Genomic DNA, 18015 nt, shown 5'->3' with positions numbered 1-18015 from the left:
CACACAAAGGGGGAAGTGCTTACTTATATGAAACTTAAACCACAGATGATGAAAATGCGCTGGTTAAGCGCAGCCGTAATGTTGTCCCTGTGTACTTCATCTGCATGGGCGTTTAGCATTGATGACGTTGCAAAAGAGGCCAAAGCGTTAGCCGGGAAAGGCTATGAAGCCCCTAAGAGCAACCTGCCCTCCGTTTTCCGCGATATGAAATACGCGGACTATCAGCAAATTCAGTTTAATCACGACAAGGCTTACTGGAACAATCAAAAGACGCCGTTCAAGCTTGAGTTTTATCATCAGGGTATGTACTTCGACACGCCGGTGACCATCAATGAAGTCACCGTGAACAGCGTGCGTAAGATTAAATATAGCCCGGATTACTTCAATTTTGGCAGCGTCCAGCATGATAAAGATACGGTGAAAGACCTCGGCTTCGCCGGCTTCAAAGTACTGTACCCGATCAACAGCAAAGATAAGAACGACGAAATTGTCAGCATGCTCGGCGCCAGTTACTTCCGCGTTCTCGGTCAGGGCCAGGTGTATGGATTATCCGCTCGCGGTCTGGCTATCGATACCGCGCTGCCTTCCGGCGAAGAATTCCCGCGTTTCCGTGAGTTCTGGATTGAACGTCCAAAAGCTACGGATAAGCGCCTGACAATTTATGCGCTGCTGGACTCTCCGCGAGCCACCGGCGCCTACCGCTTTGTGATCATGCCGGGCCGCGATACCGTGGTTGACGTGCAGTCCAAGGTGTATCTGCGCGACAAGGTTGGCAAACTGGGTGTGGCGCCGCTGACCAGTATGTTCCTGTTTGGCCCTAACCAGCCTTCTGCTGCGTCTAACTTCCGTCCGGAGCTGCACGATTCCAACGGTCTGTCGATTCTTGCCGGCAACGGCGAGTGGATCTGGCGTCCGCTGAATAATCCAAAACATCTGGCCGTCAGCAGCTATGCGATGGAAAACCCGCAGGGCTTTGGTCTGCTGCAGCGTGGCCGCCAGTTCTCCCGCTTTGAAGACCTCGACGATCGTTACGATCTCCGCCCGAGCGCGTGGATCACCCCGAAAGGCGACTGGGGCAAAGGGAAAATCGAGCTGGTTGAAATCCCGACCAATGACGAAACCAACGATAACATCGTGACCTACTGGACGCCGGATCAGCTGCCGGAACCGGGTAAAGAGATGAACTTCAAATACTCGATTACCTTCAGTCGCGATGAAGACAAATTGCATGCGCCGGATAACGCCTATGTGATGCAGACTCGCCGTTCCACCGGCGATGTGAAGCAGTCAAACCTGATCCGTCAGCCGGATGGCACCATTGCGTTTATCGTTGATTTCACCGGCGCTGACATGAAAAAAATGCCGTCAGACACGCCGGTAACGGCGCAGGCGAGCATCGGTGATAACGCGGAGATCGTTGAGAATACCGTGCGTTACAACCCGGTGACGAAGGGCTGGCGTATGGTTCTGCGCGTGAAAGTCAAAGATCCGAAGAAAACCACGGAAATGCGCGCTGCACTGGTCAATGCTGATCAGCCGCTGAGCGAAACCTGGAGCTATCAGCTGCCTGCCAATGAATAAGATAACGAAGTACATTGACGCATTGCCGCTGTCCGATGCTGAAAAAGCGGCGCTTCCGGATACCAGCCTGCAGGCGGTACACCAGGCGCTGGATGCGGAGCATCATACTTTTGCTCGTGAAGACGATTCCCCACTGGGGTCCGTTAAATCACGCCTGGAACACAGCTGGCCAGACTCCGTGGCCGCTGACCAGTTGATAAAAGATGATGAAGGCCGCACGCAGTTACAGGCAATGCCGAAAGCTAAGCGCTCCTCGATGTTCCCGGACCCGTGGCGCACCAACCCGGTGGGCCGCTTCTGGGATCGTCTGCGTGGCCGCGACGTGACCCCGCGCTATCTCTCTCGCCTGACCAAGGAAGAGCAGGAGAGCGAGCAGAAGTGGCGTACCGTCGGCACCCTTCGTCGTTACACTCTGCTGCTGCTGACTCTGGCGCAGACCGTCGTCGCGACCTGGTATATGAAAACCATTCTGCCGTATCAGGGCTGGGCGTTAATCAACCCGGCAGATATGGTCGGGCAGAACCTGTGGGTCTCCTTTATGCAGCTGTTGCCATACATGCTGCAAACCGGGATTCTGATCCTCTTCGCCGTGCTGTTCTGCTGGGTTTCGGCAGGCTTCTGGACGGCGTTGATGGGCTTCCTGCAGCTGCTGATGGGGCGAGATAAATACAGTATTTCCGCCTCTACCGTCGGTGATGAACCGCTGAATCCTGAGCACCGCACCGCGCTGATCATGCCGATCTGTAACGAAGACGTCGATCGCGTCTTCGCCGGGCTGCGAGCGACCTGGGAATCGGTGAAGGCCACGGGCCAACAGCAGCACTTTGACGTCTATATCCTCAGCGATAGCTACAACCCGGATATCTGTGTTGCTGAGCAGAAAGCGTGGATGGAACTGATTGCCGAAGTGCAGGGCGAAGGGCAGATTTTCTACCGCCGTCGTCGTCGTCGTGTGAAGCGTAAAAGCGGGAACATCGATGACTTCTGCCGCCGCTGGGGTAGCCAGTACAGCTACATGGTGGTGCTGGACGCTGACTCGGTGATGACCGGTGAGTGTCTGACCGGGCTGGTGCGTTTGATGGAAGCGAACCCGAATGCCGGGATCATCCAGTCCTCGCCGCGCGCCTCCGGAATGGACACCCTGTATGCGCGTTGCCAGCAGTTTGCGACTCGCGTCTACGGTCCGCTGTTTACCGCAGGGCTGCATTTCTGGCAGCTGGGTGAATCGCACTACTGGGGTCACAACGCCATTATCCGCGTGAAGCCGTTTATCGAGCACTGCGCGCTGGCGCCGTTGCCGGGCGAAGGCTCCTTTGCCGGGTCGATTCTGTCGCATGACTTCGTCGAAGCGGCGCTGATGCGTCGTGCCGGCTGGGGCGTGTGGATCGCTTACGATCTGCCGGGTTCTTATGAAGAGCTGCCGCCAAACCTGCTGGATGAACTGAAGCGTGACCGCCGCTGGTGTCACGGTAACCTGATGAACTTCCGCCTGTTCCTGGTGAAAGGTATGCACCCGGTACACCGTGCGGTGTTCCTGACCGGCGTGATGTCCTATCTGTCGGCGCCGCTGTGGTTCATGTTCCTTGCCCTGTCCACCGCGCTACAGGTCGTTCATGCGTTGACGGAGCCGCAGTACTTCCTGCAGCCGCGTCAGCTGTTCCCGGTCTGGCCGCAGTGGCGTCCGGAACTGGCGATTGCGCTGTTTGCCTCGACGATGGTGCTGCTGTTCCTGCCGAAACTGCTGAGTATTATTCTGGTGTGGTGCAAAGGCTCGAAAGAGTATGGCGGATTTTTCCGTGTGACCCTTTCTCTGCTGCTGGAAGTGCTGTTTTCCGTGCTGCTGGCGCCGGTGCGTATGCTGTTCCACACCGTGTTTGTGGTCAGCGCGTTCCTCGGCTGGGAAGTGGTCTGGAACTCTCCGCAGCGTGATGACGACTCCACGCCGTGGGGTGAAGCCTTCATGCGCCATGGTTCGCAGCTACTGCTGGGTCTGGTGTGGGCGGTTGGTATGGCCTGGCTGGATCTGCGTTTCCTGTTCTGGCTGGCACCGATTGTCTTCTCGCTGATCCTGTCGCCGTTTGTCTCGGTGATCTCCAGCCGGGCGACCGTGGGACTGCGTACCAAACGCTGGAAGCTGTTCCTGATCCCGGAAGAGTATTCGCCGCCGCAGGTGCTGAAAGATACCGATGCTTACCTGACCCTGAACCGTCAGCGTTCGCTGGATGATGGCTTTATGCATGCCGTGTTTAACCCATCGTTTAACGCGCTAGCGACAGCGATGGCAACGGCACGTCACCGTCACGGACATATTCTGGATATCGCCCGTGAGCGTCACGTTGAGCAGGCGTTGAACGAAACGCCGGATAAGCTCAATCGCGATCGCCGTCTGGTGTTGCTGAGCGACCCGGTCACTCTGTCTCGTCTACACTATCGCGTGTGGGCAGCACCGGAGAAATACTCTTCGTGGGTGAGCGCGTATCAGCAGACGACACTCAACCCGCTGGCGTTGAAGACCAAGTAAGCCGTTTGTTAAGGAAAAATACCGGCAATAGTGCCGGTATTTTTTTATCTGAGAATTGAGGGTAGAGATGAGAGTGTTACTGATTGTCGCCATGACGCTGCTGCTTAGCGGTTGCGGCAGCATTATTAGCCGTACGGTGCCAGGACAGGGGCACGGAAATCAGTATTACCCCGGCGTGCAATGGGACGTCCGTGATTCATCATGGCGCTATATCACCATTCTCGACCTGCCGTTTTCGCTGGTCTTCGATACGCTGCTGCTGCCACTGGATGCCAGTCACGGCCCGTATAACTGATCAGCGCTCGTCCCATTCGTCGGCGGCAGTCTGACCCTCTTCGGTGTCCAGAGAGGGTTCCAGCTGGAATTCGCCTTCGTCCCATTCATGCAGTGTATTCTCTTCCAGCCACTCCTGACGCAGTTCTATCTCGTCATAATCACCGTCAAACACGCTCTGCGCCGCCTCGCCGCTTAACATGGGCAGGCATTCACCTTCTTCATCTTCGTCGGCAAAAAATTCAGCCTGCCAGGCGATATCGCCATCCTGCAAAACGTACTTCTGAATATTCAACTGCTCAACGTTGGCACTCTCCTCGTCGCTATCCGGATTATTGACAAGGAACTCTTCACGGGCCGCATCGATAGCTTCTTCGAGCGTGGCGTAGAAAATCGAATCCTTTGGCATGGCTAACCCCCTAAGAAGAATGAAAAATGGACACGATTCAATCTATAGAAGGCAGTCAGCAATGCGTCAAGGGGATGGCCCCATGTTGAACTTAATTTACCGAACTGTCGCGGGTATCGGTACGTGGCGCCGAGTTATCGCGGTTGGGACGTCGCAAGCTGAAGGTGGAATAAAGAGCATTGAACAGCACCACGGCGGCCGTCACCAGGAATACCGAGCGGAAACCGTAGCTGGCGGAGACCGAGGCGCCGATCAACGGGCCGGTGACGTTGCCAATATCGCGGAACGACTGGTTATAACTGAAGATCCGCCCGGCGATCTGGCTGGTGGAGTTGTAGACCAGCAGCGTCTGCACCGCAGGCAGCAGCGCACCGTCGGCGGCACCCAGCAGGAAGCGCAATATCCCGAGCTGTAGCGGCGTCTGGACGAACGACATCGGGATCAGCAGCAGTACAGAGACCAGTAAAGCAACGATGAGGATTTTTTCCGGACCGATACGATCGCCGAGCTTGCCGAGCCTGGGCGCGCTGATCAGTGCCGCAACGCCGGGCACGGAGGCGATCATGCCGCTGATAAAGGCAATATTGCCAACATCTCCCGCCAGGTCACGCACGTAGAGCGTCAGAATCGGGGCAATTGACCCGGTGGCTACCTGAATAATCATGGTGGTCACGAACAGGCTGAGGACCAGCTTTGGGCTCTTCAGGGAGGAGAACACCGCTCGGGCGTTGAGCATCTCTTTTTTTGCCACCGGTACAAACTGTTCACGGATGAGCAGCAGCGTCAGGATAAAGCAGATGAGTAACACGCTGGCGGTGAGGAAAAAGACCATGCGCAGGCCCCAATGGTCAGCGAGAAATCCGCCCGCCAGTGGGCCGAGCAGGGCGCCACTGACTGCACCAGTTGAAAGCGTGCCCAGCGCCCAGCCGCTCTTCTGACGGGGAATTTGGGTGGCAATAAGCGCATTGGCATTCGGAATAAACCCGCCCAGCAGCCCCAGCAAGGCCCGCAGCACCATAAACTGCCAGATATTTTGCGCCAGCCCCATCAACATCATGACGATAGCCATCCCCAGGGCCGATCGCAGCAGCATGATTTTACGTCCTTTGCGGTCGGCCAGTCCGCCCCAGAAGGGGGACGCGACGGCTGAGAATAAGAACGTAATGCTGAACACTAACCCTGACCACATATTCAGGGCACTGTGGCCGGTGACGCCGAGCTGCTCGACATAGAGCGGGAGAAAGGGCATGACCAGGCTGAAGGCGGCGCCAGTCAAGAAACAGCCAAACCAGGTAACAGTGAGATTTCGCTTCCAGTTAATCGGGGTATCTGCAGACAACATAGGCTTCCGGTGGCCTGCGAGGCAGGTCAGAAAAGTGGAAATATGAGCCTGCTAATTATGCGCCTGAGAAATGATCATCGCAATAAAGGCGAGTGATTAAAAGCGGGGGAAAGGGGGGCTCCTCCGGCAGGCTGATGCCACCGGAGGGAGGGCAACTTAGTAGCGTGAAGGCATACCAGGCGGACGAGTTTTAAAGCGGCGATGCAGCCACATATACTGCTCCGGCGCCATCAGAATGCACTTTTCGACGATATGGTTCATCCACGCCGCGGTGGTTTCAGCGTCATCCAACGGTGGGTCGCATTCCGGCGGCAGGATAATCAGTTCATAACCCTGGCCATTGGGCTTGCGGCGCGGAACGAAAGGCACGATGCAGGCTTTCGACATTTTCGCCAGCATCCAGGTCCCGGAGGTGGTGGCGGCCTGGTCGACGGCGAAAAACGGTACAAAGACGCTGGCGGTAGGGCCGTAGTCGTGATCGGGGGCATACCAGATGACGTCACCTTTCTTCAGCGCACGGATCATGCCCTTCAGATCTTTACGGTCGATCATGTCTTTGTTGGAACGCAGGCGTCCCCAGGTTTGTAGCCAGTCGATGACCGGGTTGTCATTCGGCCGGTAGACGCCGATGCCGGGTTCATTCATGCCAAACATTCGGGCCCCCATTTCCAGGGTCAGAAAGTGGATGCCGATCAGCAGAATTCCGCGATGCTGGGCCTGTACCGCTCTGATATGCTCGACCCCGATAGAGTCGGTCCAGCGGGCGATACGGTGGGCCGGCCAGAACCAGGCCATCCCGGTTTCCATTAATCCCATGCCGACGGATTCAAAGTTTTGCACCACCATCTGGTGACGCTCTTCTTGCGTTTTGTCCGGGAAGCACAATTCCAGGTTGCGGTAGGCGATTTTAGCGCGACGTTTCATAAAGCGCAGTGCCATGCGGCCAATAGCGGTGCCAAGGCGGTAAATCAGCGGATAGGGCAGTTGGACAACCAACCACAGCAGACCAATACCTGACCACAGTGGCCAGTAACGCGGATGCAGCAACGCCACAGAGAATTTAGGTAAATGGGTCATCTCATACCTGTTCAAGTAAGCAACTCGTTCTATTATCGCATTATTTAGTGCATCAGCCAAAACGACTGTCCCAGGTGGCATTTATTGTTAAACGGCAACCCAGGGGCGTGAGGGAAATGTAGCGCAAAATGAGGGGATGTAAATTTTGGTTGTTTGCTATATGATGCCGGCCGTTTATTTTACTCATTTCCTATGCCGAGCAGGTACACCATGCCAGTGTTACACAACCGCATTTCAAATGAGACGTTAAAAGCGCAGATGTTAGCCGAGAGCGAACCGCGTACGACGATCTCGTTTTATAAATATTTCACCATCGTAGATCCGAAAGCGACGCGCGATGCACTGTGGATTGCCCTCACCCGATTAAACGTCTTTGGCCGCATCTATCTGGCCCATGAAGGGATCAACGCCCAAATTAGCGTGCCGGAAAGCCAGGTGAATGCCCTGCGTGAGTTTCTCTACGCCTTCGACCCGGCGCTGGATGGCCTGCGGATGAACATTGCCCTGGACGACGACGGTAAATCCTTCTGGGTACTGCGGCTGAAGGTCCGTGATCGCATCGTGGCGGATGGTATCGACGATCCGACGTTCGATGCCTCAGACGTGGGCGATTATCTGAAGGCCGCAGAAGTGAATGCGATGCTGGACGATCCTGACGCGGTCTTTATCGATATGCGGAACCACTACGAGTATGAAGTCGGTCATTTTGAGCAGGCGCTTGAAATTCCGACGGACACCTTCCGCGATCAGCTGCCAAAAGCGGTTGAGATGATGCAGGACCATAAAGATAAAAAGATTGTGATGTACTGCACCGGCGGGATTCGCTGCGAAAAAGCCAGTGCCTGGATGAAGCATAACGGCTTCAGCAAAGTCTGGCATATCGAAGGCGGGATCATTGAATATGCACGCCGTGCCCGCGAGCAGGGGTTGCCGGTCCGTTTTATTGGCAAAAACTTTGTATTTGACGAACGTATGGGTGAGCGCATTTCCGATGATGTGATTGCGCACTGCCACCAGTGCGGCACGCCGTGCGACAGCCATACTAACTGCCTGAACGACGGCTGCCATCTGCTGTTTATCCAGTGCCCGAGCTGCGCCGAAAAATTTGCCGGCTGCTGTAGCGAGGCGTGCATGGAAGAGCATAAGCTCCCGGAAGAAGAGCAGCGTCAGCTGCGTGCCGGGCGGGAAAATGGCAACAAGATTTTCAATAAATCACGCGGTCGTCTGAATACCAAACTGGGGATCCCAGACCCTGACCTGTCAGAAAAACCATAACCAGATGAGATCGATGATCGCCAGCAGAAGCCACAGCGCGAGGTAAATCATAAAGTGCTCGCGGACGTTGTTGACCAGTAATTCATACAGGCGACGCATAATCTCTCTCGGTATTCCATGGCCTCTGTTGAGGCCGTTTTTTTATCTGTGATGTCCAGGCCGCGTCTACACGGCCTGAAAAGCCTGCAGTCTGACTAAAAGCGTGACAGTGAGAAGGGCGTCAGATCAAAGGCCGGCGTCTCTCCACGGGCAAACTGGGTGGCAATCTCACCCAATACCGGCGCAAATTTGAAACCGTGGCCGCTTAGCCCGCTAATCAGCAGGGTATCCGGGTGGCCGGGCAGGGTATCAATAATAAAATCTTCATCTACCGTATTGTCGTACGTGCAGGAAGCGCCGTGCAGGCAGCCGCCAATGCCGGGCAGGACATTTCGCAGGAAATTAAACGATTCAGAGCCATCGGTAGCCACGGCGCCAAACGGCGTACGCTCTTCCGGCGCGGAGATCGGCTGGCCGCCGTTGTGCTTGCCAATCTTCAGTTCATTATCTTCCGCCGGGAAACCATAGAACTGATCGCCGTTCGGCAGCTCGCCGGTAAAGGCCGGGAAGTTGTTTTTGCTGCTGTAGCGCCCGTCAGCCTGGAACCAGGCAAAGATTTTACGCACCGGCTGGATCGGCAGGTTGGGCAGCAGACGAGTCACCCAGGTCCCGGCGCTGACCAGCAGCTTTTTACCGTGGTAGGTGCCGTCAGCGGTCTCGATGGATACGCCATCTGCATGGTGATGGATGGCGGTTACCGGGCAGTTGAACAGCTGTGCGCAGCCGGCTTCACGCGCCAGGCGGATCCAGGTTTTGATCGCCAGCTCGCTGCGTAACACACCGGAGGCGGGTTCGAAGATGCCGCGGTAATCTTGCGGTACGCGAATTTCAGGCCAGCGGGCCATGATCGCCTGGGCATCGAGTTCCTCGGTTTCCAGCTGAAAGGTGCGGGCGCTGTGGGCGGCGTTAGCGAGGAACGTCGAGTCTGCCGGGCCCAGGTTAATGACCCCGGTGCGTTCGAACACCGCTTCGCCGCTGCTGGCGGCGAACTCATCCCACAATGTCTGGGCGCGCAGGACCAACGGGACATATCTTTCACCTTCGCCATAGGCGTGACGGATAAGGCGCGTATTACCGTGATGGCTGCCTTCCTGGTGCGGCGGCTGGTGCGCGTCGGTCATCAGCACGTTAAGTCCCGCCTGGCGGGCATAATAGCCAGCGGCAGCACCCGTTGAGCCGCTACCGATAATGATGAGGTCGTATTGCATGATATGTTCCGGTTTTTTGTTTTAATAAGCAGGGTAATTAACCGTCTGCACTTATACAAGCGCGAAAATAAATCAGGCACCCGACGGGTGCCTGTTTAGTGAGTGTATTTTGTGTGCGGCATAATCTTTAATGCCTGCGGTACTCGTTTGCCTGGTATTCACCTGATTCAATCTTGGCAATACCTGCTTCCAGAATAGAGATAAATTGACGTGCGACTTCCGTGGTGAGCCATAGCGTCTGGCCAATTTCAGCTTCGTGACTGCTTTCTTGAGTGGGGTTTTGGTAGTGCAGGCGCAACATCATGGCATCGTAGCTATCAACGGTGCTGATGTCCCATCCGACGAGGGGATGGGTCTGGATGACTTCATTATTCTTTTCCATCATAACCCCTTATTCACATGTTAAAAGACAACAATTCTCGAGGTTTAATGCATGTTTTTTGAAGCAAGTTAATTATATCAGGAGTTAAGAATAAACTCGAGAAATTAACGTAAACAGAGCGAACACTCCTCTGTTTGCCGCTTTTTTGCACAAATATAGTGTCGTGAAGGGTTATTTTTAAAGGAAATAATCATGAGAGGAATGAAAAGTCTGAATTTTACCGGGATAAAAAAAGCCGGGGCGACCCGGCAAAAAAAGCACAATGAGGGAGCAAATGTTATTTGCTGTACCTGTCACGCTTCAGACAACCTTGATACGAGCACGAGATTAACTCACGCTGAGCACGCGCGTGAAACACGTATGCGGCTTCAGGTTGCCGAAAGGGCATCAGGATATGTCATGGATAAACCAGTCATCGGCGCTTTCCCAGGTCTCTTGCAGGATTTCGCTTATCCGGTCTTTATCTTCTTTGAGGCCACCAATCACAGACAGATTGTTGCTGGCGGCAAAGCGCACGGTGACCTGGCTTGGGTTAGTCGGGAATTGTTGTTCAATGCGTCGGGAGAGTTCATTGTTTAGCGCTTCTAAGGCGCCGTTGGGTAAGGCTGTAGTTTTGGCGATAGACACTTCAATACGCATGATTGCCCCCTGTGTAATATACTGTTTATTTATACAGTATGCATTTGGCGTTTACAACAGGGGGCACCATTTTATTTTTTCATCGTCCAGCGCACGGTTTCACCGGCAAGGAACGGCACCAGCGTATCGCCCGAAAGCGCGATGCTCTCGACGACGGTGCTCTCTTCGCGCACCAGTTCAACGAAGGTCTCATTGACCGGCAGGCCGTAGAAGCGCGGGCCATTCAGCGAACAGAATGCCTCAAAGTGCTGCAGGGCATTCATCTCTTCAAATACCGTCGCGTAGCTGCCCAGAGCCGTCGGGGCATTGAAGCAACCGGCACAGCCGCAGCTGGCTTCTTTACGATGACGGGCGTGTGGCGCCGAATCCGTGCCGAGGAATGCGCGGGTAAAGCCGCTGGCGACCAGTTCACGCAGCGCCTGCTGGTGAATATTACGTTTCAGAATGGGCAGGCAGTAAAGATGCGGACGCACGCCGCCAACCAGCATGTGGTTACGGTTGAACATCAGGTGCTGCGGGGTAATGGTGGCGGCCAGCAGGTCATTACCATCCCGAACGTACTCGGCGGCGTCCTTGGTGGTGATGTGTTCAAACACCACTTTAAGACCCGGTAAGCGCTGGCGCAGAGGTTCCATCACCGTTTCGATAAAGCGCGCTTCGCGATCGAAGATATCGATCTCCGCGTGGGTCACTTCACCGTGAACCAGCAGCGGCATGCCCAGTTTCTCCATGCGCTCAAGCACCGGCATAATCGCATCGATGCTGGTGACGCCGTGGCTGGAGTTGGTGGTGGCATTGGCCGGGTAAAGCTTGGCTGCGGTGAACACGCCCGCGTGGAAGCCGCGCTCCAGCTCTGCCGGATCGAGCGTATCGGTGAGATAACAGGTCATCAGCGGCGTGAAATCGTGCCCGGCCGGTACCGCATCAAGGATGCGCTGGCGATAGCTGATGGCGGCCTCGACGGTGGTGACAGGCGGTACCAGATTCGGCATCACGATCGCCCGGCCATAAAACTCACTGGTGTAAGGCACGACGGTCTTCAGCATATCGTCATCGCGCAGATGAATATGCCAGTCGTCAGGGCGGCGGATTTTCAATACCTGGGGTTGTGCTGTCATGGAGAGCTCCGGCTAATAGGGTCAGTCATCAGGGCTGTTTTTGCCGGGCACTAAGGATAAGCGTAAACGTTTCCCTTTGCATCAATTTCTGTAAAAAAACGGGCGCTAATGCGCCCGGAGTGTTAATTGGTGAACGGGATGATAATTTCCCCAGGCTTCACTTCTATGCCTTTGGCGTATTTTTTCGCCAGCGCCTCGCCGGTGCTGGCATCTTCGCGCAGGACGTAGGCGGGTTGCTGGTTAAAGTAGCTGCGCAGAGATTGATTCAGATAGGGGATTAGCGTCTGCACCACGGACTGCAGCTTGTCGGGCGATACTTTGGCATCAACCACTTCCATCTCCTGCAGGAAGATAGCCCCTTTCTCTTTATTAAAGACCGGCAGCGCTTTCAGTTTCAGGTCGATGGTGGCCTTCTGGTTGCCAAACAATGAGTTCAGATCCAGATTGGCGATACCGCTCAGGGTGATTTTATTGGGTTCTTCACGGCCGATGGCGCTGGTCAGATTGTGTAATTCAATGTGTGCATCCGCCACGCCGGGCAGGCCGATATCCTTGGCGAAGTGGTTACGTTTCTGCAGCGCCTGGTTAATTTCCTGCTCGCTCACCGAGTACTGCGTGAGCTGATTACAGCCGCTCAGAAGGCCGCTAACCATGAGCGCGGCCACGATAAACATCTTTTTCATTGGTTTCCTTAACGGTCGTGCCATGCGCTTATCCTGACATAAAGCAGCATGGCCTGCCAGTGCCGAAAGGAACAGCAGAACAGGCTGAAAATGCACTTCAGCCTGAATGTTGGTCAGGTCCGGGGCTCCAGCATACCGGATGTGGAGCGTTTCTGGCTGAACTGCCACCACAAGGCAATGAAGGTAATAAAGCCGATAATCCCCAGCATCAACCACGGCAGTTCCGGTTGATTCAGCGCTTTTCCGGAGTCGAACAGCCAGCCGCCGCCGGCGTAGCCAAAGGCGCCGCCGAAGGCCAGACCCAGCCGGCTAAACCCCATATAGCTGCCGCGTGCGCGGGCGTCAGCCAGCGATGCGCCGAGGGTCTCACGAGCCGGCTCTGCGATGATCGAGCCAATATAGAACAGGCAAATCAGGGTAAACAGCTGTTGTAAATTGCTGGTCAGGCCAATCGGCAGCATGGCGGCGGTCATCACCAGCAATCCGGCCATCAGCCGGTGCTCCAGGCGAAAACGCTGTTCGCTCCAGCGGGCGATGGGGTAGAGCAGGGTCAGAGATATCGCCGCTTCAATGGCATACATCCATTTCACCGCGGTAGGCGAGCCGGCGATATCATTGACCATAATCGGCAGCATCAGCATCACCTGAACGGCCAGCATGTAGTAGCCGGTGAGCGTCAGCACGTAGGTCACAAAGCGTTTATCGCGCAGCACCCGGCCGAGCCCTTCGCGTACCGGCGTTTTCACCGTCGATAGTTTCCACGCCGGGAGATACCAGGCGTTGAAGGCGGCGCAGGCAATAAACATTGCCGCTCCCACGCTACACACCAGGCGGAAGTCGTATTGCAACAGCCAGCTGCCGAGCAGGGCGCCGATCACCGCCCCGGCGCTATCCTGCATCATCAGGATGGAGAAGAAGCGCCCGCGCTGATGCGGACGTACCAGCTTGACCACCAGCGCCGCACGCGGCGGATCGAACAGGGTGCCGCCCAGGCCGGAGAGAATACAGGAGAGCCACAGCACCCACGGTTCATGGGCGACGGCCATCGCTGCGAAGCCGGCCGCGCGCATCAGCATGCCGGTGACGATCATCGGTTTGGCACCAAAGCGATCGGCGACCGCCCCGCCAAAAATGCCCAATCCCTGTTGGACTAACTGGCGCAGACCGAGGGCAATGCCGACCATCAACGCGGCCCAGCCCATCTGATCGACAAAGCGAATGGAAATGAGTGGAAAGACGACAAAAAAGCCAAGCACCACCAGCATGTTGTCGACTAACAGGAAATATTTACCCAGGTTCCTTGCCTGCGATACGCGGGACATTTCCCCTCCTGGGAAAATAAAGAGTTGCCCGGATAGTGTGCGGGGAAGCGGCAGACTTTCCCAGCTTCCCGGTGACAATATTTTTTTATCAAAATGCAAGATCGATAGAGTCTATTCATCGAAAAGTGGAGATGGTGCAGAAAATGGTATGTTGCTGTTTTCACACAATCGTTCAGGACAGGTATAGTGAAGGGAGCAGGGTAATCAGTCAGGGGAACAGGAGAAGGGAATGTTTGGCTATCGCAGTAACGTGCCAAAGGTGCGTTTGACGACGGACAGGCTGGTAGTGCGGCTGGTATACGATCGTGACGCCTGGCGTCTGGCCGATTATTACGCGGAGAATAAAGGGTTCTTAAAACCCTGGGAGCCAGTGCGCGATGACAGCCACTGCTACCCCTCTGGCTGGCAGGCGCGCTTGTCGATGATCTCTGAGTTTCACAAGCAGGGGACAGCCTTCTATTTTGCGCTGCTCGATCCGGAAGAAAAAGAGATCATCGGTGTGGCGAATTTTTCCAATGTGGTTCGCGGGTCATTTCATGCCTGCTACCTCGGCTACTCGATTGGCGAGAAATGGCAGGGGCAGGGGCTGATGTTTGAAGCATTGACCTCGGCGATTCGTTATATGCAGCGCACGCAGCATATCCATCGCATTATGGCCAACTACATGCCACATAATCAGCGCAGCGGCGGTTTACTGGCGCGTCTCGGTTTTGAAAAAGAGGGTTATGCCAAAAATTACCTGCTCATTGATGGGCAGTGGCGTGACCATGTACTGACGGCGTTAACGACACCGGACTGGACTCCGGGTCGCTAAGGAGAAAGCATGAAATATCAGTTAACCGCACATGAAGCGCGCGTGATTGGGTGTTTGCTGGAAAAGCAGGTGACCACGCCAGAGCAGTACCCGCTGTCGGTAAATGCGGTGGTGACCGCCTGTAATCAGAAAACCAACCGTGAACCGGTGATGTCGCTCAGTGAAAGTGACATTCAGGATCTGCTGGATACCTTAGTGAAACGCCACTATCTGCGCACGGTCAGCGGGTTTGGCAATCGAGTCACTAAATATGAACAGCGCTTCTGCAATTCTGAATTTGGCGATCTGAAGCTGACGTCGGCGGAAGTGGCGGTGGTCACAACGTTGTTGCTGCGCGGCGCACAAACGCCGGGCGAGCTGCGCAGCCGCGCCCAGCGGATGCATGACTTTAGCGATATGGCTGAAGTTGAAGGGGTGCTTGAGACGCTGGCCAACCGCGACGACGGCCCCTTCGTGGCGCGCCTGCCCCGTGAGCCAGGGAAGCGTGAATCCCGCTATATGCACCTGTTCTGTGACGACATGGACTCGCTGATTACCGCCGTGGAGGCCGTCTCGCCACCGGCGGACGATCTGGTCAGCAGAGTGGCGGTACTGGAAGATGAAGTGGCTGAACTCAAAGCCCGGCTGGACTCATTGCTGGCACATTTGGGAGATTAATCGTGACGACATTACGTGTTGGCGTGGTGGGGCTGGGAGGCATTGCGCAAAAGGCCTGGCTACCGGTGCTCGGCGCCGCGGATGGCTGGACGCTGCAGGCCGCCTGGTCGCCAGGCAAAGAAAAGGCGCTGCGTGTTTGCGATACCTGGCGGATCCCCTATGCGCAATCGCTGGAGCAGCTGGCGGCGCAGTGTGATGCGGTCTTTGTCCATACTTCGACGGCCTCACATTTTGAGGTGGTCAGCCGTCTGCTGAACGCCGGGGTGCACGTCTGTGTCGATAAACCGCTGGCCGATAAACTGAACGAGGCGGAGTCGCTAGTTGAGCTGGCCGCGCGTCGTAAGCTGACGCTGATGGTAGGGTTTAACCGCCGTTTCGCACCACTCTATCGCGAACTGAAAGCCCAACTGGGCAGCGGCGCGTCGTTGCGGATGGATAAACATCGCGCCGACAGCGTGGGCCACGATCTGCGTTTCACACTGCTGGATGATTATCTGCATGTGGTGGATACCGCGTTGTGGCTGGCGGGCGGCAACGCGCGCCTGAGCGGCGGTACACTGCAGACGACGGCCCAGGGTGAGATGCTCTATGCCGAGCACCATTTCAGCGCCGGACAGCTCGAAGTGACCACCAGCATGCACCGGCGTGCCGGCAGCCAGCGGGAGTGGGTGCAGGCCGTTACCGATGGCGGGCTGTATGAAGTCCGCGATATGCGTGAATGGCAGGAAGAGCGTGGGCAGGGTGTGGTGCAGCGCCCGGTGCCGGGCTGGCAGACCACGCTGGAGCAACGCGGTTTTGTCGGCTGCGCCCGGCATTTTATCGAATGCGTGCAAAATCAGACGGTTCCCGAAACCTCGGGCGAACAGGCTTTGCTGGCCCAGCGCATCGTTGAAAAACTCTGGCGCGAGGCGATGAGTGAATAATTGGTTGTAACAACTGGGAGTAGTAATTCATCACGAACCCGGTAGACTATCGCCACTTTCCAGCGCCCGCCATTGCGGGCGTTTTACTTCAGGGTTGTGGAATAACACGTTAATGAACCTATTAAAATCACTGGCGGCAGTCAGTTCGATGACGATGTTCTCGCGCGTTCTCGGGTTTGCGCGTGATGCGATCGTCGCCCGAATTTTTGGCGCCGGGATGGCGACGGATGCCTTTTTCGTGGCGTTCAAATTACCCAATTTACTGCGGCGTATTTTTGCAGAAGGGGCATTCTCTCAGGCATTTGTCCCGATTCTGGCGGAGTATAAGAGCAAGCAGGGCGAAGATGCGACCCGGGTGTTTGTGGCCTATGTTTCTGGCCTGCTGACGCTGGTGCTGGCGCTAGTGACCGTGCTGGGTATGCTGGCAGCGCCCTGGGTTATCACCGTGACCGCGCCGGGCTTTGCCGACAGTCCTGATAAATTTGCATTGACCACCCAACTACTGCGGATCACGTTCCCGTATATTCTGCTGATTTCGCTGGCCTCATTGGCCGGGGCGATCCTCAATACCTGGAACCGCTTCTCCGTTCCGGCGTTTGCTCCGACGTTCCTCAACGTCAGCATGATTGGCTTTGCGCTGTTCGCCGCCCCGTATTTCCATCCGCCAATGCTGGCGATGGCCTGGGCGGTGACCGTCGGCGGCGTGCTGCAGCTGGCCTATCAGCTGCCGCACCTGAAAAAAATCGGCATGCTGGTCCTGCCGCGTATCAGCCTCAAAGATGCGGGGGCGATACGAGTAGTAAAACAGATGGGGCCGGCGATCCTCGGCGTCTCTGTCAGCCAGATTTCTTTAATTATTAACACCATTTTTGCTTCATTCCTGGTGTCGGGCTCCGTGTCGTGGATGTATTACGCCGACCGTCTGATGGAGTTCCCGTCCGGAGTGCTGGGCGTGGCGCTAGGGACGATTCTGCTGCCGTCGCTGTCAAAAAGCTTCGCCAGCGGTAACCATGATGAGTATTGCCGCCTGATGGACTGGGGCCTGCGCCTGTGTTTCCTGCTGGCGTTGCCGAGCGCGGTGGCGCTGGGGATCCTCGCCAAGCCGTTGACCGTGGCGCTGTTCCAGTACGGGAAATTCAGCGCCTTTGATGCCGCGATGACCCAGCGCGCGCTGGTGGCTTATTCCGTCGGGCTGATGGGATTGATCGTGGTTAAGGTGCTGGCGCCGGGGTTCTACTCGCGTCAGGACATCAAAACCCCGGTGAAGATCGCCATCGTGACGCTGATAATGACCCAGGTGATGAACCTGATCTTTATCGGGCCGTTAAAGCATGCGGGTCTGTCGCTGTCTATCGGCCTGGCGGCCTGTCTTAACGCCGGTTTGCTCTACTGGCAGTTGCGTAAGCAGAAGATTTTCACCCCGCAGCCGGGCTGGTTCTCGTTCCTGCTGCGTCTGGTAGTGGCGGTGCTGGTGATGTCCGCGGCGCTGCTCGGCATGATGTATCTGATGCCTGAATGGTCGCTGGGGTCAATGCCGTACCGTCTGCTGCGTCTGATGGCGGTGGTGGTGGTGGGCGTGGTGGCTTATTTCGCCACCTTGCTGCTGCTGGGCTTCAGAATCAAAGAGTTTGCCCGACGCACCGCCTGAAACGATGCGTCAGAGTGAAAGAGACCCGTTCCGCTTTGCGGAGC

General features: G+C 56.1%; 18 protein-coding genes. 8 read left to right on the top strand and 10 right to left on the bottom strand.

The genetic code is table 11. The annotated features are described in order from the left end of the window. Positions 1 to 27: 27 nt before the first annotated feature. From mdoG to HF679_RS09295, 3 genes are all read left to right on the top strand, one after another. Positions 28 to 1581, top strand: coding sequence for a glucans biosynthesis protein MdoG (mdoG, locus tag HF679_RS09305; RefSeq protein ID WP_187042909.1), 1554 nt, complete (start codon positions 28 to 30; stop codon positions 1579 to 1581). After that, positions 1574 to 4102 carry a glucans biosynthesis glucosyltransferase MdoH gene (gene mdoH, locus HF679_RS09300; RefSeq protein WP_123753794.1) on the top strand — a complete coding sequence of 843 codons (2529 nt, stop codon included), beginning with the start codon at positions 1574 to 1576 and terminating at the stop codon, positions 4100 to 4102. The genes mdoG and mdoH overlap by 8 nt, the downstream gene beginning before the upstream one ends. A gap of 67 nt (positions 4103 to 4169) precedes the next feature. Beyond that, complete coding sequence (locus HF679_RS09295) at positions 4170 to 4397, top strand: YceK/YidQ family lipoprotein (protein WP_123753795.1); 228 nt, start codon at positions 4170 to 4172, stop codon at positions 4395 to 4397. Here HF679_RS09295 and HF679_RS09290 read toward each other — a convergent pair whose 3' ends face one another. The 3 genes from HF679_RS09290 to HF679_RS09280 form a co-directional block, all read right to left on the bottom strand. Continuing rightward, on the bottom strand, positions 4398 to 4784 hold the full coding sequence (locus HF679_RS09290; protein WP_004860482.1) for a MysB family protein: 387 nt from the start codon (positions 4782 to 4784) through the stop codon (positions 4398 to 4400). A gap of 91 nt (positions 4785 to 4875) precedes the next feature. After that, positions 4876 to 6126, bottom strand: a complete 1251-nt coding sequence (gene mdtG, locus HF679_RS09285; protein WP_123753796.1) for a multidrug efflux MFS transporter MdtG — start codon at positions 6124 to 6126, stop codon at positions 4876 to 4878. A gap of 156 nt (positions 6127 to 6282) precedes the next feature. Next, positions 6283 to 7203 (bottom strand): Kdo(2)-lipid IV(A) acyltransferase, encoded by a 921-nt coding sequence (locus HF679_RS09280; protein WP_123753797.1) that lies wholly within the window; start codon positions 7201 to 7203, stop codon positions 6283 to 6285. Between the two features lie 210 nt (positions 7204 to 7413). Here HF679_RS09280 and HF679_RS09275 point away from each other — a divergent pair, with 210 nt between their 5' ends. Then, positions 7414 to 8478 (top strand): rhodanese-related sulfurtransferase, encoded by a 1065-nt coding sequence (locus HF679_RS09275; RefSeq protein ID WP_187042908.1) that lies wholly within the window; start codon positions 7414 to 7416, stop codon positions 8476 to 8478. Here HF679_RS09275 and HF679_RS09270 read toward each other — a convergent pair. The 7 genes from HF679_RS09270 to mdtH form a co-directional block, all read right to left on the bottom strand. Next, entirely contained in the window at positions 8464 to 8577 is a 114-nt protein-coding gene (locus tag HF679_RS09270; protein WP_123753799.1) for a DUF2770 family protein, read from the bottom strand. The two genes, HF679_RS09275 and HF679_RS09270, sit on opposite strands and share 15 nt — an antisense overlap. A 95-nt stretch (positions 8578 to 8672) precedes the next feature. Further along, complete coding sequence (gene solA, locus HF679_RS09265) at positions 8673 to 9785, bottom strand: N-methyl-L-tryptophan oxidase (protein ID WP_123753800.1); 1113 nt, start codon at positions 9783 to 9785, stop codon at positions 8673 to 8675. Between the two features lie 127 nt (positions 9786 to 9912). After that, positions 9913 to 10167 (bottom strand): biofilm formation regulator BssS, encoded by a 255-nt coding sequence (gene bssS, locus HF679_RS09260; RefSeq protein WP_123753801.1) that lies wholly within the window; start codon positions 10165 to 10167, stop codon positions 9913 to 9915. A gap of 387 nt (positions 10168 to 10554) precedes the next feature. Beyond that, entirely contained in the window at positions 10555 to 10806 is a 252-nt protein-coding gene (dinI, locus tag HF679_RS09255) for a DNA damage-inducible protein I (RefSeq protein WP_123753802.1), read from the bottom strand. Between the two features lie 71 nt (positions 10807 to 10877). Beyond that, positions 10878 to 11924 (bottom strand): dihydroorotase, encoded by a 1047-nt coding sequence (gene pyrC / locus HF679_RS09250; protein ID WP_123753803.1) that lies wholly within the window; start codon positions 11922 to 11924, stop codon positions 10878 to 10880. A gap of 122 nt (positions 11925 to 12046) precedes the next feature. Continuing rightward, the gene (locus HF679_RS09245; RefSeq protein WP_123753804.1) at positions 12047 to 12607 is read right to left on the bottom strand and encodes a lipoprotein; all 561 of its coding nucleotides are present in this window, start codon (positions 12605 to 12607) and stop codon (positions 12047 to 12049) included. Positions 12608 to 12720: 113 nt separating this feature from the next. Next, positions 12721 to 13929: a multidrug efflux MFS transporter MdtH gene (mdtH, locus tag HF679_RS09240; RefSeq protein WP_123753805.1), complete on the bottom strand. Its 1209-nt coding sequence runs from the start codon at positions 13927 to 13929 to the stop codon at positions 12721 to 12723. Between the two features lie 229 nt (positions 13930 to 14158). On the opposite strand from mdtH, the gene rimJ reads away from it, so the two are divergent. The 4 genes from rimJ (at position 14159) to murJ (ending at position 17971) form a co-directional block, all read left to right on the top strand. Beyond that, positions 14159 to 14743, top strand: coding sequence for a ribosomal protein S5-alanine N-acetyltransferase (rimJ, locus tag HF679_RS09235; protein WP_123753806.1), 585 nt, complete (start codon positions 14159 to 14161; stop codon positions 14741 to 14743). A gap of 9 nt (positions 14744 to 14752) precedes the next feature. Then, on the top strand, positions 14753 to 15400 hold the full coding sequence (locus tag HF679_RS09230) for a YceH family protein (RefSeq protein WP_187042907.1): 648 nt from the start codon (positions 14753 to 14755) through the stop codon (positions 15398 to 15400). Then, positions 15400 to 16323, top strand: a complete 924-nt coding sequence (locus HF679_RS09225) for a Gfo/Idh/MocA family protein (protein ID WP_123753808.1) — start codon at positions 15400 to 15402, stop codon at positions 16321 to 16323. Before HF679_RS09230 ends, HF679_RS09225 begins: the two co-directional genes overlap by 1 nt. Positions 16324 to 16435: 112 nt before the next feature. Next, the gene (gene murJ / locus HF679_RS09220) at positions 16436 to 17971 is read left to right on the top strand and encodes a murein biosynthesis integral membrane protein MurJ (protein ID WP_123753809.1); all 1536 of its coding nucleotides are present in this window, start codon (positions 16436 to 16438) and stop codon (positions 17969 to 17971) included. Positions 17972 to 18015: the final 44 nt, after the last annotated feature.

Source organism: Enterobacter sp. JUb54, assembly GCF_014298075.1.
In the GTDB taxonomy this organism is placed as follows: domain Bacteria; phylum Pseudomonadota; class Gammaproteobacteria; order Enterobacterales; family Enterobacteriaceae; genus Klebsiella; species Klebsiella lignicola.
This window is presented reverse-complemented; position numbering and strand designations above follow the sequence as displayed.

Bases quoted from the DNA above. Each gene is read 5' to 3' on its own strand.
- mdoG (WP_187042909.1), top strand. From the start codon at position 28: ATGAAACTTAAACCACAGATGATGAAAATGCGCTGGTTAAGCGCAGCC.
- mdoH (WP_123753794.1), top strand. From the start codon at position 1,574: ATGAATAAGATAACGAAGTACATTGACGCATTGCCGCTGTCCGATGCT.
- HF679_RS09295 (WP_123753795.1), top strand. From the start codon at position 4,170: ATGAGAGTGTTACTGATTGTCGCCATGACGCTGCTGCTTAGCGGTTGC.
- HF679_RS09290 (WP_004860482.1), bottom strand. From the start codon at position 4,784: ATGCCAAAGGATTCGATTTTCTACGCCACGCTCGAAGAAGCTATCGAT.
- mdtG (WP_123753796.1), bottom strand. From the start codon at position 6,126: ATGTTGTCTGCAGATACCCCGATTAACTGGAAGCGAAATCTCACTGTT.
- HF679_RS09280 (WP_123753797.1), bottom strand. From the start codon at position 7,203: ATGACCCATTTACCTAAATTCTCTGTGGCGTTGCTGCATCCGCGTTAC.
- HF679_RS09275 (WP_187042908.1), top strand. From the start codon at position 7,414: ATGCCAGTGTTACACAACCGCATTTCAAATGAGACGTTAAAAGCGCAG.
- HF679_RS09270 (WP_123753799.1), bottom strand. From the start codon at position 8,577: ATGCGTCGCCTGTATGAATTACTGGTCAACAACGTCCGCGAGCACTTT.
- solA (WP_123753800.1), bottom strand. From the start codon at position 9,785: ATGCAATACGACCTCATCATTATCGGTAGCGGCTCAACGGGTGCTGCC.
- bssS (WP_123753801.1), bottom strand. From the start codon at position 10,167: ATGGAAAAGAATAATGAAGTCATCCAGACCCATCCCCTCGTCGGATGG.
- dinI (WP_123753802.1), bottom strand. From the start codon at position 10,806: ATGCGTATTGAAGTGTCTATCGCCAAAACTACAGCCTTACCCAACGGC.
- pyrC (WP_123753803.1), bottom strand. From the start codon at position 11,924: ATGACAGCACAACCCCAGGTATTGAAAATCCGCCGCCCTGACGACTGG.
- HF679_RS09245 (WP_123753804.1), bottom strand. From the start codon at position 12,607: ATGAAAAAGATGTTTATCGTGGCCGCGCTCATGGTTAGCGGCCTTCTG.
- mdtH (WP_123753805.1), bottom strand. From the start codon at position 13,929: ATGTCCCGCGTATCGCAGGCAAGGAACCTGGGTAAATATTTCCTGTTA.
- rimJ (WP_123753806.1), top strand. From the start codon at position 14,159: ATGTTTGGCTATCGCAGTAACGTGCCAAAGGTGCGTTTGACGACGGAC.
- HF679_RS09230 (WP_187042907.1), top strand. From the start codon at position 14,753: ATGAAATATCAGTTAACCGCACATGAAGCGCGCGTGATTGGGTGTTTG.
- murJ (WP_123753809.1), top strand. From the start codon at position 16,436: ATGAACCTATTAAAATCACTGGCGGCAGTCAGTTCGATGACGATGTTC.